Origin of the sequence: Azohydromonas caseinilytica (assembly GCF_012927045.1) — a bacterium.
GTDB lineage: Bacteria > Pseudomonadota > Gammaproteobacteria > Burkholderiales > Burkholderiaceae_C > Azohydromonas > Azohydromonas caseinilytica.
Genome location: NZ_JABBFW010000024.1, coordinates 33,926 through 57,196, shown reverse-complemented (window position 1 = coordinate 57,196; position 23,271 = coordinate 33,926). Strand labels below are relative to the sequence as shown.

20 protein-coding genes are annotated in these 23,271 nt (G+C 72.2%); 2 read left to right on the top strand and 18 right to left on the bottom strand.

Features of this window, described 5'->3' with window-relative positions; translation table 11 throughout:
* Positions 1 to 2: 2 nt before the first annotated feature.
* Complete coding sequence (locus HHL10_RS23470; protein WP_169162832.1) at positions 3 to 1,130, top strand: NAD(P)/FAD-dependent oxidoreductase; 1,128 nt, start codon at positions 3 to 5, stop codon at positions 1,128 to 1,130.
* Between the two features lie 38 nt (positions 1,131 to 1,168).
* Positions 1,169 to 2,062: a transcriptional regulator GcvA gene (gene gcvA, locus HHL10_RS23465; RefSeq protein ID WP_169162831.1), complete on the top strand. Its 894-nt coding sequence runs from the start codon at positions 1,169 to 1,171 to the stop codon at positions 2,060 to 2,062.
* Here the strand turns inward: gcvA and HHL10_RS23460 are convergent.
* From HHL10_RS23460 to HHL10_RS23375, 18 genes are all read right to left on the bottom strand, one after another.
* Positions 2,049 to 3,275, bottom strand: coding sequence for a CaiB/BaiF CoA transferase family protein (locus HHL10_RS23460; RefSeq protein WP_169162830.1), 1,227 nt, complete (start codon positions 3,273 to 3,275; stop codon positions 2,049 to 2,051). The genes gcvA and HHL10_RS23460 overlap by 14 nt on opposite strands.
* Positions 3,276 to 3,277: 2 nt before the next feature.
* Entirely contained in the window at positions 3,278 to 3,703 is a 426-nt protein-coding gene (locus tag HHL10_RS23455; RefSeq protein ID WP_235971753.1) for a PaaI family thioesterase, read from the bottom strand.
* Positions 3,700 to 4,692, bottom strand: coding sequence for a tripartite tricarboxylate transporter substrate binding protein (locus HHL10_RS23450; RefSeq protein WP_169162829.1), 993 nt, complete (start codon positions 4,690 to 4,692; stop codon positions 3,700 to 3,702). Before HHL10_RS23450 ends, HHL10_RS23455 begins: the two co-directional genes overlap by 4 nt.
* A gap of 26 nt (positions 4,693 to 4,718) precedes the next feature.
* A complete protein-coding gene (locus HHL10_RS23445; protein WP_169162828.1) occupies positions 4,719 to 5,519 on the bottom strand; it encodes an enoyl-CoA hydratase/isomerase family protein in 801 nt (266 codons plus the stop codon).
* 11 nt (positions 5,520 to 5,530) lie between these two features.
* Entirely contained in the window at positions 5,531 to 6,295 is a 765-nt protein-coding gene (locus HHL10_RS23440; protein ID WP_169162827.1) for an SDR family NAD(P)-dependent oxidoreductase, read from the bottom strand.
* 2 nt (positions 6,296 to 6,297) lie between these two features.
* Positions 6,298 to 7,443 carry a thiolase family protein gene (locus HHL10_RS23435; RefSeq protein WP_169162826.1) on the bottom strand — a complete coding sequence of 382 codons (1,146 nt, stop codon included), beginning with the start codon at positions 7,441 to 7,443 and terminating at the stop codon, positions 6,298 to 6,300.
* Between the two features lie 29 nt (positions 7,444 to 7,472).
* Entirely contained in the window at positions 7,473 to 7,826 is a 354-nt protein-coding gene (locus HHL10_RS23430; protein ID WP_169162825.1) for a Zn-ribbon domain-containing OB-fold protein, read from the bottom strand.
* Positions 7,827 to 7,978: 152 nt separating this feature from the next.
* Complete coding sequence (locus HHL10_RS23425) at positions 7,979 to 8,236, bottom strand: LysR substrate-binding domain-containing protein (protein WP_259373286.1); 258 nt, start codon at positions 8,234 to 8,236, stop codon at positions 7,979 to 7,981.
* 33 nt (positions 8,237 to 8,269) lie between these two features.
* Positions 8,270 to 10,669, bottom strand: a complete 2,400-nt coding sequence (locus tag HHL10_RS23420) for a bifunctional diguanylate cyclase/phosphodiesterase (RefSeq protein ID WP_169162823.1) — start codon at positions 10,667 to 10,669, stop codon at positions 8,270 to 8,272.
* 126 nt (positions 10,670 to 10,795) lie between these two features.
* A complete protein-coding gene (locus HHL10_RS23415; protein WP_205833177.1) occupies positions 10,796 to 11,566 on the bottom strand; it encodes an ATPase in 771 nt (256 codons plus the stop codon).
* Complete coding sequence (locus HHL10_RS23410) at positions 11,563 to 11,811, bottom strand: hypothetical protein (RefSeq protein ID WP_235971752.1); 249 nt, start codon at positions 11,809 to 11,811, stop codon at positions 11,563 to 11,565. The genes HHL10_RS23415 and HHL10_RS23410 overlap by 4 nt, the downstream gene beginning before the upstream one ends.
* Before the next feature lie 140 nt (positions 11,812 to 11,951).
* Positions 11,952 to 13,367: an efflux transporter outer membrane subunit gene (locus tag HHL10_RS23405; protein ID WP_310734666.1), complete on the bottom strand. Its 1,416-nt coding sequence runs from the start codon at positions 13,365 to 13,367 to the stop codon at positions 11,952 to 11,954.
* Entirely contained in the window at positions 13,364 to 16,669 is a 3,306-nt protein-coding gene (locus HHL10_RS23400; protein WP_169162822.1) for an efflux RND transporter permease subunit, read from the bottom strand. The genes HHL10_RS23405 and HHL10_RS23400 overlap by 4 nt, the downstream gene beginning before the upstream one ends.
* A gap of 12 nt (positions 16,670 to 16,681) precedes the next feature.
* Positions 16,682 to 17,872, bottom strand: coding sequence for an efflux RND transporter periplasmic adaptor subunit (locus HHL10_RS23395; RefSeq protein ID WP_169162821.1), 1,191 nt, complete (start codon positions 17,870 to 17,872; stop codon positions 16,682 to 16,684).
* A gap of 173 nt (positions 17,873 to 18,045) precedes the next feature.
* Positions 18,046 to 18,732 carry a response regulator gene (locus HHL10_RS23390; RefSeq protein WP_235971751.1) on the bottom strand — a complete coding sequence of 229 codons (687 nt, stop codon included), beginning with the start codon at positions 18,730 to 18,732 and terminating at the stop codon, positions 18,046 to 18,048.
* Between the two features lie 118 nt (positions 18,733 to 18,850).
* Positions 18,851 to 20,692: a sensor histidine kinase gene (locus HHL10_RS23385; RefSeq protein ID WP_169162820.1), complete on the bottom strand. Its 1,842-nt coding sequence runs from the start codon at positions 20,690 to 20,692 to the stop codon at positions 18,851 to 18,853.
* A gap of 277 nt (positions 20,693 to 20,969) precedes the next feature.
* Positions 20,970 to 22,253, bottom strand: coding sequence for a dihydrolipoamide acetyltransferase family protein (locus HHL10_RS23380; protein ID WP_169162819.1), 1,284 nt, complete (start codon positions 22,251 to 22,253; stop codon positions 20,970 to 20,972).
* A gap of 3 nt (positions 22,254 to 22,256) precedes the next feature.
* Entirely contained in the window at positions 22,257 to 23,270 is a 1,014-nt protein-coding gene (locus HHL10_RS23375; RefSeq protein WP_169162818.1) for an alpha-ketoacid dehydrogenase subunit beta, read from the bottom strand.
* Position 23,271 lies beyond the last annotated feature (1 nt).

The following is a 23,271-nucleotide window of genomic DNA, read 5'->3' as shown; positions in this document are numbered from 1 at the left end:
CCATGGACACCTTCGATTTCGCCGTCATCGGTGCCGGCATCGCCGGCGCCTCGGCCGCCTATGAAATTTCGGCACGGGCGTCCGTGCTGCTGCTGGAGCGCGAGAGCCAGCCGGGCTACCACACCACCGGCCGCTCCGCGGCGCTGTTCATGGAGAGCTACGGCACGCCCGCGATCCGCGCCCTCACGCGCGCCAGCCGCGCCTTCTTCGACGCGCCGGCGCCGGTGTTCGGGGCCGAGCCGCTGCTGGCGCCGCGCGGCGTGCTGCACGTGGCCCAGCCCGACCAGGGCGAGCTGCTGGAGGCAGCCTGGCGCGAGCTGTCCGAGCGCGGTGGCGGCGTGCGCCGGGTGAGCCGCGACGAGATGCTGGCCATGGTGCCCTGCCTGCGCCCGGAGGCCACCGGCGCGGGCCTGGCCGAGGACAGCGCCAGCGACATCGACGTGCACGCGCTGCACCAGGGCTACCTGCGCGGGCTGCGCCAGCACGGCGGCCAGGTGCGCAACCCTGCCGAGGTCGTGGCGCTGTCGCGCGGCGGCGGCATGTGGACGCTGCGCCTGGCCGACGGGGAGGAAGTGCGCGCCCGCCACGTCGTCAACGCGGCCGGTGCCTGGGCCGACGTGATCGCCACCCTGGCGGGCGCACGCCCGATCGGGCTGGAGCCGCGGCGCCGCAGCGCCTTCACCTTCTCGCCGCCCGCAGGCGTGGACGCCAGCCGCTGGCCGGCGGTGGTGGGCATCGACGAGAGCTACTACTTCAAGCCCGACGCCGGCCAGTTGCTGGGCTCGCCCGCCAACGCCGACCCGGTCGCGCCGCACGACGTGGTGCCGGAGGAGCTGGACGTGGCCCTGGGCATCTACCGCATCGAGCAGGCCACCACCATGAGCATCCGGCGCCCGGGCCGGACCTGGGCCGGCCTGCGCTCCTTCGTGGCCGACGGGGACATGGTGATCGGCTGGGACGGCCAGTGCGAAGGCTTCTTCTGGCTGGCCGCGCAGGGCGGCTACGGCATCCAGAGCGCGCCCGGGGCGGCGCTGCTCGCGCGCAGCCTGCTGCTGGGCGAGCCCTTGCCGGAACCGCTCGCGGCCCAGGGAGTGGACGGGCGGGCGCTGTCGCCCGGGCGGCTGCGCTGAGGCCGACACCCCCTCGATCCAGGCCTACGGTCACGGCCATGGACCGCCTCCCACCGCTCAATGCCGTGCGCGCGTTCGAGGCGGCCGCGCGCCACATGAGCATCACGCTGGCGGCCGACGAGCTGCACGTGACGCCAGGCGCCGTCAGCCGCCAGATCAAGACGCTGGAAGACGCGCTGGGGGTGCAGCTCTTCACCCGCGGCCATCGCCAGGTGTCGCTGACCCGCCAAGGCCAGGACTACTACCGCGCGGTCACGCGCGCCATCGAGGTGCTGCGCGAAGCCACGCGCAAGCTCCAGCGCAGGCGCCAGCGCAAGCAGCTCAAGATCCGCGCCTACACCACCTTTGCCATGCGCTGGCTGATCCCGCGGCTCTCGGGTTTCCATGCCGCGCATCCCGACATCGAGGTGTTGCTCAAGGCCTCGCTGGAGCCGGTGGACTTCCGCAAGGAGGACATCGACGGCGCGATCCGCCTGGGCGACGGCCACTGGCCCGGCAGTCACACGGTCCGCCTGGTGGACAACGTGCTGGTGCCGGTGGCCAGCCCGTCGCTGCTCAAGGCAGGCCCCAAGCTGAAGCGCCCGGCCGACCTGGCGCACCACACGCTGCTGCACAGCAGCGCCCGGCCCGACGACTGGGGCCACTGGCTGGAGGCGGCCGGTGCGGCCGAGCAGGTCGATGCCCGCGCCGGCATGACCTACGAAAGCTCCGCCATGAGCTACGCGGCAGCTGTCGAAGGCCAGGGCGTGGCCATCGCCCAGCGCTTCCTGGTCGAGAGGGACTTGCAAGACGGCCGCCTCGCCATGCCCTTCAAGCGGACCGTGAACATGGGCGACTACACCTACTACCTGCTCACGCCCGCGCACCGCGAGGAAACGACCAGCATGAGGACGTTCCGGCTGTGGCTGCTGGAGCAGTTCAAGGCGGCGTGAGCGCGGCACCGGCCGCCTCGGCACAGTGCACCGCCCGGGACGCCTGCAGCGCCGCGATGTCCTCGTCGCTGAACCCGCAGTCCCGCAGCACCTGCCGCGTGTCCTGCCCGCACGCCGGCGCGGCGCGATGCGGACACGCATTGGCCTGCGCGCTGTTGACCGGGAAGCCGGGCATGCGGATGGTGCCGTGCCGTGCATGCCGCACTTCGGTCAGCATGCCGTTGGCCGCCGCCTGCGGGTGCTCGGCCACGTCCTCGTAGGTGGCCACGCGCGCGCACAGGATGTCGGCCGCGCCCAGCAGCGCCAGCCACTCGTCGGTGCCGCGGGTCCTGAACACCGCCGCCAGCAGCGGCACCAGCGCCTGCCGGTGGGCCACGCGCAGCGGCGAGGTGGCGAAGCGCGCGTCGGTGGCCAGATGCGGCAGCCCCAGCAGCTCGCACAGCCGCTTCCAGCGCTCGGGCATGTAGGCCGCGACCATCACCCAGCCGTCGCGGGTCTGGAACGCCTGGTTCGGCGCCGAGTACGGCGCGGCACTGCCCACGCGCTCCGGCAGGACGCCGTCCGCGAGCCAGCTCGTGAGCGAGGACTGCTGCAGCGCCAGCGCCGAGTTCAGCAGGTTCACGTCCAGGTGGCCGCCCTGCCCGTCACGGGCGCGCTGCGCCAGCTTGGCCAGCACCGCCATGGCCGCGACGTAGCCCGTCATCACGTCCACCACCGGGGCCTGCACCTTGCAGGGCTCCGCGCCCTCCAGCCCGACCAGGCTCATCAACCCGGAGTCGGCCTGGATGATGCCGTCCACGCCCGCGTTCCCGGCACAGGGACCGGTCTGCCCATAGGCGGAGATGGAACAGTAGACCAGGCCCGGGTGCGCCTGGAGGAGCGCCTCCGCACCCAGCCCCAGCCGCGCCATCACGCCGGGGCGCATGCTCTCCACCACGATGTCCGCCTCGGCGATGAGCCGCCGCGCCACCGCCAGGCCCTGCGCGCTCTTGAGGTCCAGCGCCACGCCGAGCTTGTTGCGGTTGAAACCGTGGAACAGTGCGGCGTCCTCGCCGATCCAGCCCGGCCCCAGGCCGCGGCCGAGCTCACCGCCCGGGGGTTCGATCTTGATCACCCGGGCCCCCATGTCGGCCAGCAGCATGGTGCAGGTGGGGCCGGCGCCGATCTGCGTGAAGTCGATGACGGTCAGCCCGTCCAGCGCGTTGCGCAGCATGCTCACTCTCCCGAAGCGTTGGAGTTGCGCTTGAAGGCGCCCTGGGCGGTGGCGATCAACTCGCCCGACTCGGTCGCGAGCTCGCCGGTGGCGAAGTACATCGAGCGGCCGGCGCGCGTGACCGTGCCGGTGGCGCGCAGCCGGCCACGGCTCACCTTGCGCAGGTAGGCAACGTTGAGCATCACCGTCACGGCGTTGCCCTGCAGCTGCCCATCGGCGCCGACGAGGCCGGCATAGCCGCAGGCCGCGTCCAGCAGCGTGGCGGCCACGCCGCCCTGCAGGCTGCCCTGGCGGTTGAGGTGGCGGCGGTCGAGGTCGATGCGGAACACGGCCCGCCCGGCCGCGACCTCGGCCAGCTCGATGCCCAGGTGCTGCAGCAACGGGTTGTCCGCGCCGCCCGGGGCATCCGCGAAGCCGGGCGCCATCATGGCGCCACCTTGATGTGGTTGTCGTTGATGACGCGCTCCCAGCGCTTGAGTTCGCTGGCCAGGAACACCTTCAGCTCGGCGGGCGTCGAAGGCTGCGTCTCGAAGCCCTGCTGCGCAAGCTGCTTCGCCACGGCCGGATCGTTCAGCGCGCTCACCATGGCCTCGTTGACCCGGGCCACCACGTCCGGCGGCGTCCTGGCCGGTGCCAGCAGGCTGTACCAGAGACTGGCGTCGTAGTGCTTCAGACCGGCATCGCCGAAGGTGGGCAGCTCCGGCGCGAGCGGCGTGCGCTTCTGGCCCGCGATGCCCAGCGCGCGCACCTTGCCCGCCTGGATGTGCTGCGCCACGGAGGCGTAGGTGGCGAACGAGACCTGCACCTGCCCGGCGATCAGGTCCGTGACCGACAGCCCCGTGCCGCGGTAGGGCACGTGCAGCATCTCGGTCTTGTTGAGCTTGGCGAACACCTCGCCGGCCAGGTGCTGCGGCGTGCCGTTGCCCGGGCTGCTGTAGCTCAACTTGCCGGGATGAGCCCGGGAGTAGGCCATGAACTCCTGCAGCGTCCGGTAGGGCTCGCCGGGATGGCTCACCAGCACCAGCGGCACCGAAGCCATGCGGCCCACGGGCTCGAAGTCGCGCTCGATGCGGAACGGCACCTTCATGCCCAGGAAGGGATTCATCGTCACCTGGCTGGAGGCGATGACCAGGGTGTAGCCGTCGGCTTCGGCGCGCGCCACCAGCTCGGTGCCCAGGTTGCCGCCGGCACCGGGCTTGTTCTCGATGACGATGGTCTGCCCCAGCAGCTGGCCCAGCTTCGGCGCGACGGCGCGCGCCAGGATGTCGTTGCCGCCGCCCGGCGAGAAGGGCACGACCAGGGTGATCGGCTTCTGCTTCGGGAATGCCGCCTGGCCCAGGGCCGGCAGGGCCAGCGCAGCCGCCGTGCAGGCCACGGCCGCAGCGAGCGCGGTGCGGCGGGGAATGTGGATGTCCATGCTTGTCTCCTTCGGGTTGTCCCGCCTCAGCGGCCGGTGTAGACGGGCGGGCGCTTCTCGGCAAAGGCCTGGCGGCCTTCGAGCCGGTCCGCCGTGTCGCGCAGCACGCCCCAGGTCAGCTCGGTGAGCTGCTGCGCGTCGGCGTCGCTGAGGTGCGGCGTCTGGCGCGACAGCCGCTTGATGGCCTGCACCGCCAGCGGGGCGTTGCCGGCAATGAGCTGTGCCAGCGCCAGCGCGCGCTCCAGCAGGGCTTCGGCCTCCAGCACTTCGGTGACCAGGCCGATGCGCCGGGCCTCCTCCGCGCCGATGCGCTCGCCCGTGAGCGCCATCTGCAGCGCGTGCGCCGCAGGAACGGCGCGCAGCAGGCGGTGCAGCCCCGACACGGCCGGAATGGAGCCCACCCTCGCCTCCGGCAACCCAAAACTGGCGCTGGAAGCCGCCAGGCGCAGGTCGCACTGCAGCGCGATCTCCAGGCCCGCCCCCAGGCAATGGCCATTCACGGCGGCGATGACCGGCTTGCACAGGCCCAGGTCCGCCAGGTCCATGAGCCGGACGTACAGGCCCAGGCCGGCGGCGCGCTCGGGGCTGCGGAACAGCGCCTCGGGGTAGGTGGCGGGCGAGGACTGCGTGCCCTTGAGGTCCGCCCCGGCGCAGAAGGCTTTGCCTTCCCCCGTGAGCACGGCCACGCGCAGGTCGTCGCGGTCGCGCACCTCGGCCAGGTGTGCGCGCAGCTCGCGCAGCGCTTCGACGCTCAGGGCATTCAGTACCTCGGGCCGCGCGATGCTCAGCACCGCCACGGGGCCGATGGTCTCGAACCGGATGTTCATGGCGACTCCTTTCACACGCTGGGCGAGGACAGGCTGCGGCCGCCGCACACGTACAGCGTCTGGCCCGTGACGTAGGACGCGGCAGGGTCCAGGAAGAAGGCCACCGCGTTGGCGATGTCCTGCGCCGTGCCGATGCGCTGCACCGGCACCGAGGCCTGCAGCCGCGACTGCAGCTCCGGCGCGAAGCCGCGGAACAGCGGTGTGTCCACGATGCCCGGCGCCACGGCGTTGACCGTGATGCCCTTGGCCGCGAACTCGATGGCCAGCGAGCGCGTGAGGCTGACCACGCCGCCCTTGGCTGCCGAATAGTTGGCCTGCCCGAAGCCGCCCAGCCAGGCGCGCGAGGAGATGTTGACGATGCGCCCGGAGCCGCGCTCCACCATGCCCGGCAGCACGGCGCGGCAGCACAGGAACTGCGAGCGCAGGTTGGTGTCGATGACGAGGTCCCAGTCCTCGTCGCGCATCTTCAGGAAGCGCATGTCGCGCACGGCGCCCGCGTTGTTGACCAGGTGGTCGATGCGGCCGGCCGTGGCGATGACCTCGGCCATGGCGGCATTGACCGCCGCCGAGTCGGTGAGGTCCACCGTGGCGCCCAGGACCTTACAGCCCTGCGCGGCCAGCGTGGCGACGGCTTCGTCCAGCGCCGCGGCGTCGCGGTCCAGCAGTGCGACGCTCAGCCCGTCCTGCGCCAGGCGCTGCGCGATACCCAGGCCGATGCCGCGGGCGGCACCGGTGACGACGGCCACCTGGCCGGCTTCGAATCGGGTGTTGCCCATGCTCAGACTCCCAGCAGGTGCACGGAGGACGCGGCGTGGTCCACGCCGGCGATGCCGCCGCCGGTGCATTGGGTCAGCCCGATGCTGGCGCCTTCCACCTGGCGCGCGCCGGCACGGCCCTGCAGCTGCCACAGGATCTCCACCATCTGCGCCACACCCGTGGCGCCCAGCGGATGCCCCTTGGCCAGCAGCCCGCCGCTGGGGTTCACCGGCACGCGGCCACCCAGCGCCGTGGCGCCGGAGTGCAGCAGCGACACCGCGTCGCCGCGCCGCGCCAGGCCCAGCGCCTCGTAGTACAGCAGCTCCGCGATGGTGAAGGCGTCGTGCAGCTCCACCACGCTCACGTCGCCGGGGCTCACGCCCGCCTGCTCGTAGGCCTGGCGCGCGGCGCGGGCCGTGATCTCGGCGTCCAGGATGTCGTCGCGCGCCTCCTCGCGCAGGCCCGAGACCACCGCCGAGGACAGCACCTTCACCGCCCGTCGCACGCCGCGGCGGCGCGTGCCCAGCACCACGGCCGCGGCGCCGTCCACCTGCGAGGGGCAGCACTGCAGCAGCGTCAGCGGGTCGGCGATCATGCGCGAGGCGAGCACCTCCTCCAGCGTGGTCTCGCTGCGCTGCTGGGCATATTCGTTGAGCGCACCGTGGCGGCGGTTCTTTACCGCGACGGCGGCGAGGTCCGCGGGCGTGGCGCCGCGCTCGTGCAGGAAGCGCGTGCCGCGCATGGCGTACACGGCGGGCAGCACCATGCCGGCCTTGGCGTAGAGCTCGGTCTTGTGGTCGTTGCGCTGCAGCGGGATGGTGCCGCCGCCCAGGGCGGTGAGCTGCTCGATGCCCAGCACCAGCACGGTGTCGTACTGTTGCGCGAGCAACGCATGGCGGGCCAGGTGCACGCCGGTGGCGCCGCTGGCGCAGGCGTTCTCGACGTTGTAGACCGGGATGCCCTTGAGCCCCAGGTCGCGCACGATCAGCTGGCCCACGATCATGCCGCCCAGCACGTTGGCGCAGTACACGGCCTGGATCTCGTCCCGGGACACGCCCGCGTCGTCCAGCGCCTTCAGGATCGCCTGCTGCGCCAGCTCGGGCGCGAGCACGCCGGGATGCTTGCCGAAGCGCGTCATCGCGCCGCCGTGGATGTAGATGTCCTGCATGGTGGTCTCCTTGCGTCGTGGCCGCGGCCTCAGGCCCGCACCGCCTCGAACACGTACCCGAAGCGCTCGTCGGGCCGGGCCGCGTAGCGGTCGCCGATGGCCGGGCGCGGCTTGCCGCACAGGCGCCCGAACAGGCGCACCGGCCCGGGCAGGTCCACGCAGCCCAGCGCGTAGGGCGCCTCGCCGCTCCTGGGGCTGGGGTGGATGACGGTGAAGCTGTAGACCTCACCCACGCCGGCCAGGGGCACGGTTTCGTGGCGGGGTGCCAGCGGGGAGTCCGCGCTCAGCGCGGGAAAGATCAACTCGCCGGAATCGAGGTCGCGTGAGGCCAGCAGCGCGGGCTCGGGGAAGTGGCGCCACAGGGGATAGGAAGGCTCGGACACGATGTCTCCTGGAAAGGGATTTCAAGACTTGCTGCGACTGCAGTGCTGCAAGTTTTCGTGCACGAGGCCCCTGCCGACAAACGAGAAATGCGGCGTGCTGGCTTGAGGAAATTGCAAGTGAAGGCCAATGCCGGCAACGCGGCACTGGCCGCTCAGGAGCGCTCGCGCGCCTGCAGCCGCTGCACCACGAAGTCGATGAACAGCCGCGAGCGCGGCGGCAGGTGTGCGCGCTGCGGGTAGTGGACGTACAGCCCGAAGCGCTCGGTGGTGTGGCGCGCCAGCAGGCGCACCAGGCGGCCCTGCTCCACCAGCGGCGCGGCCAGGTCGCTGGGCAGCTGGTCGATGCCGATACCGGCCAGCACGGCGCTCACTTCGGCATCCACGTCGTTGGTCTCGAACTGCGCGGGCAGCTCGGTGTGTTCAGCGTCCCGCCCGCCCTGTCCTCAAGCCCGGCCCGCGCACCACTGCTGGAATTCGACGGCCGGCAACGGCCGGCTGATGCAGTAGCCCTGCGCCTGGTCGCAAGCCATGGCGGCGAGATGGCTGTAGGTCTCCTGGTCCTCCACGCCTTCGGCCACCACCAGCAGCCGCAGGCTGTGCGCCAGGTCGATCGTGGAATGCACGATGGCCGCGGAGTCGCCGTCGCGCTGCATGCCGCGGATGAAGGACTGGTCGATCTTGATCGCATCCACCGGCAGGCGCTGCAGGTACGACAGCGAGGAATAGCCCGTGCCGTAGTCGTCGATGGCCAGGCGCAGGTCCAGCCGCTTGAGCTGCTGCAGCTTCTCCAGCGCCGCCGACGGGTCCAGCATCAGCGCGCTTTCGGTGAGCTCGAACTCGATCCAGTCCGGCTCGGCACCCCAGGTCGCCAGCGCGCCTTCGATGCGGGCCAGCAGCTTGGGATCGTGCAGGTCGCGGGCCGAGAGGTTCACCGACAAGGGCAGCGCGCTGCCCTGCGCGCGCCAGGCATAGCTGTGCCGCAGCACGGCTTCCAGCATCCAGTAGGTCAGCGGCGTGATGAGTCCCGTCTGTTCGGCCAGCGAGATGAACTGGCCCGGGTTGATCGGCCCCAGGCGCTCATGCTGCCAACGCACGAGGGCCTCGGCGCCGCACACCTCGCCGGACGCGATCTTGAGCTTGGGCTGGCAGTACAGGTCCAGCTGCTCATGCTCAATGGCCTTGCGCAGCTCGCCCATGAGCGCCAGGCGCTGCGCGCAGTCGCGGTCAAACCCACTCTTGAAGATCGCCACCGCGGCGCCCGTGGCCCGCGCATGCGTCAGCGCGATGCCGGCGCGGCGCAGCAGCTCGTCGGCCTCCGTGCCATGGCCCGGGAACAGGCTGATGCCCGCCGTCGAGCGCGCATCGAGCAGCACGCCCGAGACATCGACCGGCTGGTCCAGGGCCGCCAGCAGCCGCTGCGCCAGCAGCGTGGCCGGCTCGGCGCCCGCGCGCGGCAGCAGGAGCGCGAATTCCGATTCGGTCAGGCGGCCCAGCGTGCCGCTGTCGCCCACGGCCTGCTGCAGCCGCGTCGCCACGGCCTGCACCAGCTTGTCGACCTCCGTGCTGCCCAGCGTCGCGTTGAGCTCCTGCAGGTGCGCCAGACCGATACGCACCACGGCCAGTGACCGCCGCTCGCTGCGTGCCGCCTCCAGGGCCTGGCTGAGCAACTGGCACACGCGCGCCCGGTTGGGCAGCCCGGTCACGGGGTCGAAGTACGCCAGGCGCCGCACGGTTTCCTCGGCGGCAACGGCCCGCAGCCGCTGGCGCAGCGCGGCCAGTCCGTAGCCGAGGTCGGCCACGGTGGCCTCCAGCAGTTGCACCTCCTGATCCTCGAAGCCGTCGGTCTCCGCCGCCAGGATCTGCACCGAGCCCATGAGCTCGCCATCGACGCGCAAGGGCAGCGTCACCAGCGAGCCATAGCCGCGCCGACGCGCTTCCTCGCGGAAGGGGTAGGCAGGGTTCCGCGTCACGTCGCGCATGACCATGGGCCGCTGCGCATCGAGACACGCCGCCATGGTGCGGCCGATCTTGGAGGCGGCCAGACTGCGCCGCAGCGCCAGGAAGCCGTCCTCGAAGCCGGCATGCGCCATCGGGCGCATCGTCCGGGCCTCGTCGGCCTCGATGTAGCCCACCCAGGCCAGCCGGTAGCCGCATTCCTCGACCGCGACGCGGCAGATCTCCTGCAGCAGCGAAGCCTCATCCCCGGCCTGCGCCAGCGCCCGGTTGACGGCCGCGCGCGTGCGCAGGGCGCGGTTCAGGCGCAGCACCTCGGCTTCGGCCTGCTCGCGCCGCTGGCGCAGCCTCAGGAATTCCAGGCCGAAGGCGACGTCATCGGCAACCTCGCGCAGCACCTGCAGTTCCTGGCTGCCGAAAGCATCGGCCTCGGGCGCCCCGATGCTCAAGGCGCCAAACAACTCGCCCTCGATGTACAGCGGCAGCGCCAGCACCGAGCCCAGACCGCGGCGGCGCGCGAAGTCGCGCCACATGGGCGGATAGTCGTGCGCCTGCATGTCATTGACCAGGCACAGTGCACCGGTGCGGATGGCCGTGCCGGTGGCGCTGTGACCGCGCTCGCTGTCGTCCCACCACAGCGCACGGACCTCGGCCTCATTGAGGCCGCTCCCGGCGTACGCCAGTGTCGAGACCGTCCTGGCCTCGTCGTGCTCGGCACGGCCGATGCGGACCAGGCAGTACCGGCCCTCCTCGACCACCACGCGGCAGATCTCCTGCAACAGGGTCGTCTCGTCCTTGGCGCGCAGCAGCGCCCGGTTGCAGCCGCTGAGCGTGCGCAGCGCGCGCTCCAGGCGTTGGTGTTCATCCTGACGGGAGCGGATCGCCTTCATGGCTGCACCTGGTCGTGGGCTCGCAGCCCGTTGGCGCTGCTGTACTCCTTCCTGGCCCGGCCGTCATCACCCTCGACGCCAAGGGGGCAAGGCGATGCCCCGCACCGCCAAGCCGGCCAGCGGGGTCTAGGAATCCGAGCCGCCGGGCTGGAACCACTGCCACAGCGACGAAGCGGTGAGCCATTGCGGCACCGTGTCGGCATGCAGCGTCATCGTTTCCCCGTCGGTCACCTCGGCGATCAGCACATGCTCCTCGCCGGAGTTGTCGAAGACGTACGCCCGGTTCGAGGCATCGCAAGCCTCGCCCAGCAAGGCGATGGAGCGGCCATAGCGTTCGACGATCTTGTCGCCGGGCACATCGTGGCCGCCCTCGGCCACGCGCTGCCGGACCCGGGCGATGTTGATGTCCGGGTCGGCCGTGGCCACGAAATAGAGGTAGGTGCGGTATCCCTGGGCCCGGGCCTGCCGCATGAAATCCACCTTGTCCGGCGACGACATGACCGTCTCGAACGTGAAGGAGATGCCGGCGGCCAGCAGCTCACGCCGGATGAAGTCCGCCAGCACGGCCGCGACGTAGGAGTTCACGCTCACGCTGCCCAGGGCCAGCCTTGAGCCGCCGAGCTGCGGCTCGTCCACGGCATCGGCCAGCCCCGCCCGTCGCCACAGCGGCGACGCCTTCAGGAAAGCATGGAGCCGCTGCTGCAGCCCGGCGGCCATATCGGCCAACCCGAAGTCGGTCAGGTCGATGGCGCCGTCGCGCCTGAGCACCTTCTCGATCTCGTCGGCGTTCACGTAGACGCCGATCCATTCCTCGCGCAGCAGCTCGCGGATCGTGCTCTTGCCCGAACCGTTGGGCCCTGCGAACACCCGCAGCCGGGGAAGCGCCGGACCCTTCAACGGGCGCTGCGGCGCTTGAGCACCATCCCGCGCTGTACGGCGGTGGCCACGGGCAAGGCATGCAGCACCTGCACCGTACCGTCGGCACGCGCCTCGACCAGCTGGCCGTCCTGCGCCTTCACGACTTTGCCCAGGCGCTGCAGTGCGCGCTGGTGCGCGGCGCGGCCGGCCTGGGCGGCCAATTCGGGAAACCGGGCCTCGGCGTCCTGCATTGCCGCTTCGCTCAAGACGGGACGGTGTTTCATGGGGAACTCCTGGGCTGCCATGGGCGAATTGTGCCCCTGCGCCGCGAAGCTCCCGCGGCGCAGTGGCGTTGCCCCGTTCTGTAGGGCGCCTTCCAGAGCCGGCGCTTCATCACCGCCACCGAGCGCGATGGCCGCGAAGCTCACCGGGAGGAAGCACCGGGCTCCCAGCCGCCGGCCAGGGACTTGAACACCGACACCAGCGCCACCGCCGCCGCGGCCTGGGACTGCGCCAGCTGGTCGCGCGCGGCCAGTGCCTCCCGTTCGGCATCGAGCACCACCAGGAAGTCCACCACGCCAGCTTCGAAGCGGCCACGGGCGATGACGGCCGCCGCCTCGGCCGCGCGCGCGGCGTCGAAGAGGAACTGCGCCTGCTGCTGGCTGCGCGTGTAGCCCGCCAGCGCGCCTTCGGTCTCCTCCAGCGCCCCCAGCACCGTGGCCTCGTAGGCGCGCAGCGCGGCCTCGCTGCGCGCATCGGCGGCGGCGATCTGCGCCCGCAGCCGGCCGAAATCCAGCAGCGTCCACAGCAGCTGTGCCCCCAGGTTGTAGACGTAGGTGCTGCCGTCGCCCAGGTCGCCCAGGCGCGAGGCGTTGTGGCCCAGCGTGCCGCCCAGCGTCACGCGCGGGAACAGCGCCGAGCGCGCCACGCCCACGCGCTCTGCCGCCGCAGCCACGCCGAACTCCGCCGCGCGCACGTCCGGCCGGCGCCGCAGCAGGCTCTCGGGCGAGCCGATGCCGCCCAGCGCCACGCTGCGCAGGCCCGGGATCGGGCGCTGCGCGTCGAGCTCGGTGTCCAGCGCGGTGGGCGCCAGGCCGCACAGCACCGCGATCCGGTAGCGCGTGCGCTGCAGCGCCGCCTCCAGCGCCGGCACGCCGGCGGCGGTGCGCTGCACCAGCGCGCGGGCGCGCTCGGTGTCCAGCCCCGTGCCGCGGCCCACCTCCTGGCGGGCCTGCACCAGGCGCAGCGTCGATTCCTGCGTCTGCAGCGCCGCCCGGGACACGCGCAGCCGCTCCTGCAGCCCGCGCAGCTCGAAGTAGTTGCGCGCCACCTCGGCGGTCACGCTCAACCGCAGCGCCTGCGCGTCGGACTCGATGGTCAGCAGGTCGGCCCGCGCCGCGCGCCGCTCGGCCGAGAGGCGCCCGAACAGGTCCGCCTCCCAGCGCACGTCCAGGCCCACGCTATAGACGGTCTGGCCCGGCACCAGCGTGTTGTCCGGGCCGTTGAAGTCGCGCACCCGCGCCACGCCGGCCGTGCCCGCCACCTGGGGCAGCAGGTTCGCCTCGGCAAAGCGCGCCAGCGCCCGCGCCTCGCGCAGCCGCGCCACCGCCAGGCGCAGGTCGAAGTTGGCGTCCAGCGCTCGTGCCACCAACGCATCGAGCTGCGGGTCCTGGAAGCCCTGCCAGAACGCTGCCGCCGGCTCGCCGGGCTGCGCGTCCTTGGGCACGTTGGCGAAGGCCACGGGCAGCGGCGGCAGTGCCGGCTCGGGCGGCGGGCCCGAGGCGCAGCCGGCCAGCGCGGCAGCCAGGGCCACCAGGAACGGGCGGACCCGAGGGCTCACCGCGGCACTCCGCCGGACGGCGTGGACGGCGGCGGCTCCACGTCGTCCACGCCGGGATGGAAGGGATGGGCGCAGCGGTCGATCTCGGCGCGCAGCTCGGCCGCATGCGCGCGCCGCCTCTCGGTGCTCTTGCGCAGCAGCGCATAGAACACCGGCGTGAAGAAGATGCCGAACAGCGTCACGCCCACCATGCCGGAGAACACCGCGATGCCCATGGCCCGGCGCATCTCGCTGCCCGCGCCGCTGCCCAGGATCAGCGGGATCACGCCGGCGCAGAAGGCGATGGACGTCATCAGGATCGGCCGCAGCCGGCGGTGGCAGGCCTCGACCACGGCCTCCAGCATGGTGCGGCCCTGGTCCTCCAGGTCCTTGGCGAACTCGACGATCAGGATCGCGTTCTTGCACGCCAGCCCCACCAGCACCACCAGCGCGACCTGGGTGAAGATATTGAGGTCGCCGATCTGCAGGAAGGGCGGGAAGGTGGACAGCCACACCCCGGTGAGCGCGGCCAGGATGCACATCGGCACGATCAGCACGATGGCCAGCGGCAGGCTCCAGCTCTCGTACTGCGCCGCCAGCACCAGGATCACCAGCACCACCGACAGCATCAGCACCGCCACCAGCGTCGGCAGGCGCCAGGGCGTCCCCGGCAGCTCCACGTCGCGCGTGAGCCGGTCCTGGTAGGACAGCTCCGTCCACTGGTAGCCCATGCCGCGCGGCAGTTGCGCCAGCAATCGCTCGATCTCGCCTTCCGCCTGGCCGCTGGAGAAGCCGGGATTGGGCGAGCCGTTGATGTCGGCCGACGGGAAGCCGTTGTAGCGCGTCACGCGCGTGGGCCCGAAGGTGGGCTCCACGCGCATGAGCGCGCCCAGCGGCACGATCTCGCCGCCGGCGTTGCGGGTCTTGAGCTCGGTGATGCCCGCGGCCTGGGCGCGGAAGGGCGCGTCGGCCTGCACGATCACCTGGTAGGTCTTGCCGAAGCGGTTGAAGTCGTTGACGTAGAGCGAGCCCAGGCTGATCTGCAGCGTGTCGTAGATGTCGCCCAGCGCCACGCCCATCTGCTTGGCCTTGGTGCGGTCCACGTTGGCGAAGAGCTGCGGCACGTTGATGTCGTAGGTCGAGAACGGCGTGCCGATGGCCGAGCGCGGGTTGCCGTACACCTGCCCCAGCGTGCCCCACACCGCGCCGAACAGCGCCTGCTCGCCCTGCCCCGAGCGGTCCTGCACCTGCAGCTTGAAGCCACCGGCGTTGCCCAGGCCCTCCACCGCCGGCGGCGGCACCACGAACAGCCGCGCGCCCTGGATCTGCTGCAGCGCGCCGTTGACGCGGCCCAGGATCGCGTCCTTGGACAGCTCGGCGCTGGTGCGCTTGTCGAAGTCCGCCAGGCCGAAGAAGACGATGCCCTCGTTGGGCGCGTTGGAGAAGCCGGCGATGGACAGCCCCGGAAAGGCCACCGCGTCCACGATGCCCGGCACCTTGAGCGCGATGTCGCTCATCTGGCGGATCACGGCGTCGGTGCGGTCCAGCGAGGCCGCCGCGGGCAGCTGCGCGATGCCGATCAGGTACTGCTTGTCCGGCGCCGGCACGAAGCCGGCGGGGATGCGCGCGAACAGCAGCGCGGTGAGCCCGAGCAGCCCCGCGTACACCACCAGCGCCAGCGACTTGCGCCGCAGGATGCCGCGCACGCCGCGGCCGTAGGCCTCGCTGCGGCGGTGGAAGAAGCCGTTGAACCAGTGGAAGAAGCGGCCGAAGAGCCGCTCCATCACCCGCGTGAGCCGGTCCTTGGGCGCGTCGTGAGGGCGCAGCAGCAGCGCGGACAGCGCCGGCGAGAGCGTGAGCGAGTTGAAGGCAGAGATGACGGTGGAGATGGCGATCGTGGCGGCGAACTGCTTGTAGAACTGGCCCGAGAGCCCGGGCACGAAGGTCAGCGGCACGAACACCGCGCACAGCACCAGCGCGATGGCCACGATGGGGCCGCTGACCTCGCGCATGGCCTCGACCGTGGCCTCGCGGGGCGCCAGCCCGTCCTCCAGGTGACGCTCGACGTTCTCGACCACCACGATGGCGTCATCCACCACGATGCCGATGGCCAGCACCAGCCCGAACAGCGTGAGCGTGTTGATGGAGTAGCCGATGGCCAGCAGCACCGCGAAGGTGCCTACGATCGACACCGGCACCGCCAGCAGCGGAATGACCGAAGCGCGCCAGGTCTGCAGGAACAGCACCACCACCAGCACCACCAGCAGCACGGCCTCCAGCAGCGTCTCCACGACCTTGGTGATGGAGGTGGCGACGAAGCGCGTGGGGTCGTAGACGATGGCGTAGTCCATGCCCGGCGGGAAGTCCGCCTTGAGCCGCGCCATGGTGGCGCGCACGTCGTCGGAGATCGCCAGCGCGTTGGAGCCCGGGGCCTGGAAGATGCCGATGGCCGCCGCCTCCTTGTTGTTGAGCAGGCTGCGCAGCGAGTAGGTGTTGGCACTGATCTCCACGCGCCCCACGTCGCGGATGCGCAGCACGGCGCCGGTGGCCGGGTCGGTGCGCACGATGATGTCGGCGAACTCCTGCTCGCCGCCCAGCCGCCCCTGCGTGTTGACCGCGAGCTGGAAGTCCGTGCCGCGCGGCGTGGGCGGCGCGCCCACCACGCCGGCGGCCACCTGCGTGTTCTGCTCGCGCACGGCCGCCACCACGTCGCCGGCGGTGAGCTCGTGGCCGGCCAGGCGCTGTGGATCGAGCCAGATGCGCATGGCGTAGTCGCCGCTGCCGAACAGGATCACGGTGCCCATGCCCGGGATGCGCAGCAGTTCGTCGCGCACCTGCTGGTGCGCGTAGTTGCGCAGGTACAGCGAGTCGCGGCTGGCGTCGGGGCTGACCATGTGCACGACCATGGTCAGGTTGGAGGACTGCTTCTCGGTGGTGACGCCGATCTGGCGCACGATCTCGGGCAGCCGCGGCAGCGCGCGGTTGACGCGGTTCTGCACCGCGGTCTCGGCGGCTTCCGGATGCGTGCCGATGCGGAAGGTCACGGTCAGCACCATGGTGCCGTCGGCCGTGGCCTGGCTTTCGTAGTACAGCATGCCCTCCAGGCCGCTGATCTGCTCCTCCAGCGGCGTGGCCACCGTCTCCGAGATCACGCGCGGGTTGGCCCCGGGAAACTGCGCGCGCACCACCACCTGCGGCGGCGCCACCTCCGGGTACTCCGAGATCGGCAGCTGGAAGATCGCCAGCAGCCCCACCAGGAAGATGAACAGCGACAGCACCGTCGCCAGGCGCGGGCGGTCGATGAAGTAGCGGGAGACGTCCATGCGCTCAGCCTCTCAGCGCGCCGGAGCCGACGCCGCCGCCGGGATGGGCATGCCCTTGTCATCGACCTGCAGCACCTGCGGCGTCACGGGCGCGCCGGGCTGGGCCCGCTGCAGGCCGTCCACGATGACCAGCTCGCCGGGCTGCACGCCCTGCACCACGCGCATGCCGTCGATGAGCGCGCCCGGCTGCACCTCGCGCAGCTGCACGACGTTGCCCTGGCCCACCAGCAGCACCACCTTGCGCGTCTGGTCGGTGCCGATGGCACGGTCGGGCACCAGCGTGGCGGGGTACTTGCCGCTGCCCACCACCTTGACCCGCGCGAACAACCCCGGCGTGAAGCGGCCGTCGCGGTTGTCGAACACGGCGCGGCCGCGGATGGAGCCGGTGGCCGGGTTGAGGCGGTTGTCCACGAAGTCGATGCGGCCCTGGTGGGGGAATCCCGTCTCGTCGGCCAGGCCCATCCAGGCCTGCGTCGGCTCGGTGCGCGGCGAGGCCAGCGTGCCGGCGCGCACGAGGCGCAGGTACTTCAGGTACGTGGCCTCGCTGGCATCGAAGTAGGCATGGACGCGGTCCTGCGACACCAGCGTGGTGAGCACCGGCGTGCCCACGCTGACGAGGTTGCCCGGGGTGACGAGCGCACGCGAGATGCGCCCGGCCACGGGCGCGCGGATGCGCGTGAACTCCAGGTTGAGGCGGGCCTGCACCAGCGCGGCCTCGGCGGACTGGATGTTGGCGCGGGTGTTGCGCACGGTCGCCCGCAACTGGTCCAGCTCCTGCTGGCTCACGCCCTGGATGGCGGTGAGCTTCTCGGCCCGGGCCAGCTCGCTGGCGCCAAGGTCGGCCTGGTTGCGCGCGGCGGCGAGCTGTGCCTCGGCGCGTGCCACCTCGGCGGCGAACGGCCGCGGATCGATCGTGAACAGCAGCGCGCCCTTGGCCACGCGCTGGCCCTCGGTGAAATGGACCTGCTCCAGCGCGCCGGCCACCCGTGCGCGCACCTCCACCGTGTCCGGCGCCTCCAGGCGCGCCGTGAACTCCTCGAACTCCTGGACCTCGCGCTGGAAGGCCGGTGCCAGTGACACCACGGGGGGCTGCGGTGCGGCCGGCTGCGACACGGCCTGCTGGTTGCACCCGCCGAGCAGGCCGGCGAGCGCGAGCGCCGCGGCCATGCCCCATCCACCGGCCGTCCGTGCTTCAAGTTTCATGCGCTTGCTTCGTGCTGGAGGGATGTGCGTGGCCCCGCCATGGCGAACAGGCCATGCCCGCGCGCCTGGGAGCCGCGCTAGAGCATCGGGTACGCAGCGGCGCGGCGCTTCTGCCACGCGGGCCAGGGGCAGCTGCCTCTTTGGAGAGAGTGGCGACAGGCGCCGCTGGCGCTTCAGCGCTTGATCAGCCCGCGGCGCACGCCGATGGCGATGGCCTCGGTGCGGCTGCGCGCCTCCAGCTTGGCCAGGATCGCCTTCACATGCGTCTTGACCGTGCCCTCGGCGACCTGGAGCTCGCGCGCGATGTGCTTGTTGCTCAGCCCGCGCTCGACCAGTGCCAGCACCTCCAGCTCGCGGTGCGAGAGCTCGTCGCGCGTGAGCCGCGAGGCCAGGCGCCCCGCCAGCTCCGGCCTGATGTAGTGACCGCCCTCGTGCACCACCCGGATGCAGCGCAGCAGCTCCTCGCGCCGCACGTCCTTGAGCAGGTAGGCCATCGCGCCGGCGTGCAGGCCGCGGTAGATGTCCTCGTCGCCGTCGTAGGTGGTGAGGATGATCAGCTTGGCGCGCGGCTCGTGGCGGCGGATCTCGGCGATGGCCTCCACGCCCGAGAGCCGCGGCATGGACAAGTCGATCAGCCCGACGTCCGGATGCGTGCGCCGCCACAGCTCCACCGCCTGCGCGCCGTCGCTGGCCTGCGCCACGACCTGCAAGTCGGCCTGCATGTCCAGGATGGTGCTGAGCCCGTCCAGCACCACGTGGTGGTCGTCGGCCACCAGCAGGCGGATGCGCGCGGGCGTGGCCGCGGGAGCCTCGGCCGGTGTGGCCGGTCCGGTTTGAGGAACGGGAAGCGGCAACATCATGGACGGCACCGTGGAACAGCGGCCGGAAGCCGGTGCCGCCCATGATCGCAGCGACATTCCGCGCGGGCCTCTCCCTTGCGAGAGAGCTTGCCGGAGCGGCCCCGTCGGGGCCGGCGGCTCAGCCGCCCAGGCCCATGCGCAGCGACACCGTCGTGCCCTGCCCCGGCACCGAGTCGATCTCCAGCGTGGCACCGATGCTCAGGGCGCGCTCGCGCATGCCGATGAGGCCGAAGCCGGCCGCGGCGGCGTTCGGCGGCAGCCCGCTGCCGTCGTCGCTGACCTGCAGCAGCAGCCCCTGCGGGCCGAAGCCCAGGACCACGCGCGCCTGGCGCGCCTGGGCGTGCTTGGCGACGTTGACCAGGGCTTCCTGCGCCACGCGCAGCACCTGCTCCTCGGCATGGCGATCGAGCCGCGGTGCCGTGCCGGCCATCTCCAGTGCCACGCCCAGGAAGGTGCTGCCGCGCAGTTGCGCGCACAGCTCGGCCAGCGCGTCGGCCAGGCCGCGCCGCTCCAGCGTCGGGTTGCGCAGCGCGCGCACGGCACGCCGGGCCTCGCCCAGGCTGTCGCGCGCCAGCTCCATCGCGGTCGCGATGGCGGTGCGGGCGCGGTCGATGCGATGCGCCGTCACGGCGGCATCGGCCACCTCCAGCTGCATCAGCACGCCGGTGAAGCCCTGGGCCAGGGTGTCGTGCATCTCGCGCGCCAGGCGCGTGCGCTCCTCCAGCGTCGCCACGCGGCGCGCCTGCTCCGCCAGCTGCCCGGCGCGCAGCGCCAGCGACAGCTGCGCCCCGAAGGCCTCGGCCAGCCTGATCTCGGAGGGCGTGTAGGCCCGCTCGCGCCGGCGGTAGATGCACAGCGCGCCCAGCGCATGGCCGGCCGCCGCCAGCGGCACCTGCAGCGCCAGCGGCCCGGCTTCGGTGGCGAAGAAGCGCTCGAGCGGGCACGGCCCGGCGGCGTCGGCGTGATCGACGAGTTGCGACTTGCTGCTCGCCGGCGCCGCGCAGCCCTGCAGCCGGTCCGGCAACTGGAAACCCTCGGCCATCCCGCGCAGCAGCGCCGGCAAGGGCGGCTCGGCCGACAGCAGCTCGGCATGCCGCAGCACGCGCCCCTGCAGCCAGGCCGCCTGCAGCCGGCAGCGCTGCTCGCGCACCTGCAGCAAGGCCACCGCGCCGGGTTCGAGCGCGCGGGCGACGAGACCCACGGCCGTGGGCACGAACTCGTCCAGGTCGCCGCTGCCGTCCAGCGAGTCCAGCGCCTCCTGCAACACCGCGGTGACATGAGCCTGCTCGCGCGCCTGCGCCTGCGCCGCCGCCTCGGCCGGGCGGTGCTGCGCCGACGCCAGGCGCTTGTCGGCCAGCGTCCAGCCCAGCTCGCGGGCCAGCGCCTCCAGGAACAACGCCTCGCCAGGCTGCCAGGCATGGCCCTCGGCACGCAGCAGCGACAGCCGGCCCCAGCCGCGGTCCGGCAGCCGAACCGGCACCCAGGGCTCCAGCGGGCAGCGCAGCGCGCCCGCCAGTCGGCTCCACGCCGACAGCGCGGGGCCCTCCCGGTGCAGCGCCACCGTGGCCCGCTGCAGCCCGCCGGTGCCGTCGATCAGACCGGCCCAGGGCAGCTCGATGCCGTGCACCAGCGGCGCCAGCTGCCCGTTGCCCAACGGCGGGTCGGCCGCGGCCTGGAACCACTCGGCCAGGCAGAGCTTTCCGGACAAGCGGTTGAGCTGCCAGAAGGCGGCATAGGGTGCGCTCAGCGTGCGCGCCGCGGCGCCCAGCGCCAGGCGCAGGGCCTCCTCTTCGGTGGCCGCGGCCTCCAGGCCCTGCCGCGCCGTCAGCAGCGCGGCGGCCAGTCCCGGCCAGTGGGTGAGCGAAGCCGGATGGAGGCCCGGCGCGGCCCCTGGCCCCGACAGCCCGGCGCCGGCCTGGGACGGAAACTGGATCGGACGCTGTCGGTCACCGTTCTTCATAGCTTCCCCCGATGTGCAGGTCTTCCCTGGCTCTGCCGGACACCGCCTCGCCCCGGCAGCGGGCGTTCGCGCTCTCAGGCGCCAAGCGGGGTGGCAGTGGAGCGGCGCACGAGCCGCCCCGGCATCAGTATCCGCCTGGACGGCGGGAGGGCCGGGGCGCGCGGGTGCTCCAGGAAAAGCGCCACGGCCTGCGCGCTATCGGTTCCATTGCCACGATGCGCGGCGATGTTGGCCTGCCGGCTGCGCAGCAAGGCCGCGATGGCATTTGCGCGCTGCGTCAGCCGACGAACAGCGTCGCCGGCTGCTCCAGGAAGCCGCGGATGGCCTGCACGAAGCGCGCCGCGTCGATGCCATCAATCACGCGGTGGTCGAATGAGGACGACAGGTTCATCGCCAGCCGCGGCACCACGAGGCCACCGCGCAGCGCCGGCCGCTCGACGATGCGGTTGACGCCCACGATCGCGACTTCCGGGTGGTTGATGACCGGCGTGGACGCAATGCCGCCGAGCGCGCCGAGGCTGGTCAGCGTGATCGTCGAGCCGGTGAGCTCGGCGCGCGTCACGCGCCCGGCGCGCGACGCTTCGGCAAGGTGCATGACCTCGCGCGCGATGGCCCACAGGTCGAGCGCCTCGGCATGGCGCAGCACCGGCACCATCAGTCCGTGCGCGGTCTGCGTCGCAACGCCGAGGTGCACCGCGCCGTGGCGCATGACGACGCCGGCCTCGTCGTCGAAGCGTGCGTTGAGCTGAGGACACTCGGCGCAGGCCAGCACGATCGCGCGTGCGATGAACGCGAGCAGCGTCAGCCGCGGCCGCTCGCCTTCCCACTTCGCGTTCAGCGCCGCGCGCAGCGCCTCGACCTCCGTGACATCGACCTCCTCGACGTAGCTGAAGTGGGGAATACGCCGCTTGGCCTCCTGCATCTTCATCGCGATGCGCCGGCGCAGCCCGATCACCGGCACCGCCTCGGTGTCGTCGCGCGGGGCGACGGCGCCGCGCGGCGCCGCAGCCGGCGCCGGTGGCGGCCGGTGGCCATGGCGCGCGAGGTAAGCATCGAGGTCGGCGTGGACGATGCGGCCGGCGGTGCCACCCGGCGGCACGTCCTTGAGATCGACGCCGAGCTCCCAGGCGCGGCGGCGCACCGCGGGAGACGCGATCGGACGGTCCTGACGGGGCGTCGAAGCCGGCGCCACGCTCGGCGCGGCCGGCTCGCTCCGAGGCCTGGCCGAAGGCGGCGGCATCGTCCGTGCCTCGACCAGCTGGTCGGCCAGCGCGCCGCCGGCGGCCGGCAGCCGCTCGGCCATGCCCGCCTCGCCGCCCGCCGTGTCGTCGAAGCGCACCAGCATCGAGCCGACCGCGAGCAGTTGCCCGACCTCGCCGCCGAGCGCGGCGACGCGGCCCGCGGCCGGCGACGGGATCTCGATCGAGGCCTTGTCGGTCATCAGTGTCGCAAGCGGCTGGTCCTCGGCGACCTCGTCGCCCGGCTTCACATGCCACTCGACGACCTCGACCTCGGCGATGCCTTCACCCACGTCCGGCACCTTGACGACGCGTGCAGCCATTGCTCAGTCCTCCATCACGCGGCGCAGCGCAGCGGCCACGCGCGCCGGGCCCGGGAAGTAGGCCCACTCGAGCGCGTGCGGGTACGGCGTGTCCCAGCCGGTGACGCGCTCGATCGGCGCCTCCAGGTGGTAGAAGCAGTGCTCCTGCACCAGCGCAACCAGCTCGGCGCCGAAGCCGCTGGTGCGCGTCGCCTCGTGGACGACGACGCAGCGCCGCGTCTTCTTCACCGACTCGACGATGGCCGGCAGGTCAAGCGGCCAGAGGCTGCGCAGATCGACGATCTCGGCATCGACACCGCTCTCGACCACCGCCGCCTCGGACACGAAAACCATCGTGCCGTAGGCCAGCACGGTGACGTCGCGCCCGGGGCGGACCACCGCCGCGGACTCCAGCGGCACCGTGTAGTGGCCCTCGGGCACCTCGCTGGCCGGGTGCTTGGACCACGGCACTACCGGCTTGTCGGGATAGCCGTCGAAGGGCCCGTTGTAGAGCCGCTTGGGCTCCAGGAAGATGACCGGGTCGTCGCATTCGATCGCCGCGATCAGCAGTCCCTTGGCGTCGTAGGGCGTCGCCGGCATCACGGTACGGATTCCGCAGACATGCGTGAACAGCGCTTCCGGGCTCTGGCTGTGCGTCTGGCCGCCGTAGATGCCGCCGCCGCAGGGCATGCGGATCGTCAGTGGCGCCGTGAAGTCGCCGGCCGAGCGGTAGCGCAGCCGCGCCGCCTCGGAAACGATCTGGTCCGAGGCGGGATAGAAGTAGTCGGCAAACTGGACCTCGACCACCGGCCGCAGCCCGTAGGCGCCCATACCGACCGCGACGCCGACCAGCCCGCCCTCGGAGATCGGCGCATCGAAGACCCGTGAGCGGCCGTACTTCGCCTGCAGCCCCTCGGTGCAGCGGAACACGCCGCCGAAGTAGCCGACGTCCTCGCCGAAAACCACCACGTTCGGATCGCGCTCGAGCATCACGTCCATCGCCGAGCGCAGCGCCTGGATCATCGTCATCCGCGCCATG

Coding starts and splice junctions, on each gene's coding strand:
- HHL10_RS23470 (WP_169162832.1), top strand. CDS start 3: ATGGACACCTTCGATTTCGCCGTCATCGGTGCCGGCATCGCCGGCGCC.
- gcvA (WP_169162831.1), top strand. CDS start 1,169: ATGGACCGCCTCCCACCGCTCAATGCCGTGCGCGCGTTCGAGGCGGCC.
- HHL10_RS23460 (WP_169162830.1), bottom strand. CDS start 3,275: ATGCTGCGCAACGCGCTGGACGGGCTGACCGTCATCGACTTCACGCAG.
- HHL10_RS23455 (WP_235971753.1), bottom strand. CDS start 3,703: ATGATGGCGCCCGGCTTCGCGGATGCCCCGGGCGGCGCGGACAACCCG.
- HHL10_RS23450 (WP_169162829.1), bottom strand. CDS start 4,692: ATGGACATCCACATTCCCCGCCGCACCGCGCTCGCTGCGGCCGTGGCC.
- HHL10_RS23445 (WP_169162828.1), bottom strand. CDS start 5,519: ATGAACATCCGGTTCGAGACCATCGGCCCCGTGGCGGTGCTGAGCATC.
- HHL10_RS23440 (WP_169162827.1), bottom strand. CDS start 6,295: ATGGGCAACACCCGATTCGAAGCCGGCCAGGTGGCCGTCGTCACCGGT.
- HHL10_RS23435 (WP_169162826.1), bottom strand. CDS start 7,443: ATGCAGGACATCTACATCCACGGCGGCGCGATGACGCGCTTCGGCAAG.
- HHL10_RS23420 (WP_169162823.1), bottom strand. CDS start 10,669: ATGAAGGCGATCCGCTCCCGTCAGGATGAACACCAACGCCTGGAGCGC.
- HHL10_RS23410 (WP_235971752.1), bottom strand. CDS start 11,811: ATGAAACACCGTCCCGTCTTGAGCGAAGCGGCAATGCAGGACGCCGAG.
- HHL10_RS23400 (WP_169162822.1), bottom strand. CDS start 16,669: ATGGACGTCTCCCGCTACTTCATCGACCGCCCGCGCCTGGCGACGGTG.
- HHL10_RS23395 (WP_169162821.1), bottom strand. CDS start 17,872: ATGAAACTTGAAGCACGGACGGCCGGTGGATGGGGCATGGCCGCGGCG.
- HHL10_RS23390 (WP_235971751.1), bottom strand. CDS start 18,732: ATGATGTTGCCGCTTCCCGTTCCTCAAACCGGACCGGCCACACCGGCC.
- HHL10_RS23385 (WP_169162820.1), bottom strand. CDS start 20,692: ATGAAGAACGGTGACCGACAGCGTCCGATCCAGTTTCCGTCCCAGGCC.
- HHL10_RS23380 (WP_169162819.1), bottom strand. CDS start 22,253: ATGGCTGCACGCGTCGTCAAGGTGCCGGACGTGGGTGAAGGCATCGCC.
- HHL10_RS23375 (WP_169162818.1), bottom strand. CDS start 23,270: ATGGCGCGGATGACGATGATCCAGGCGCTGCGCTCGGCGATGGACGTG.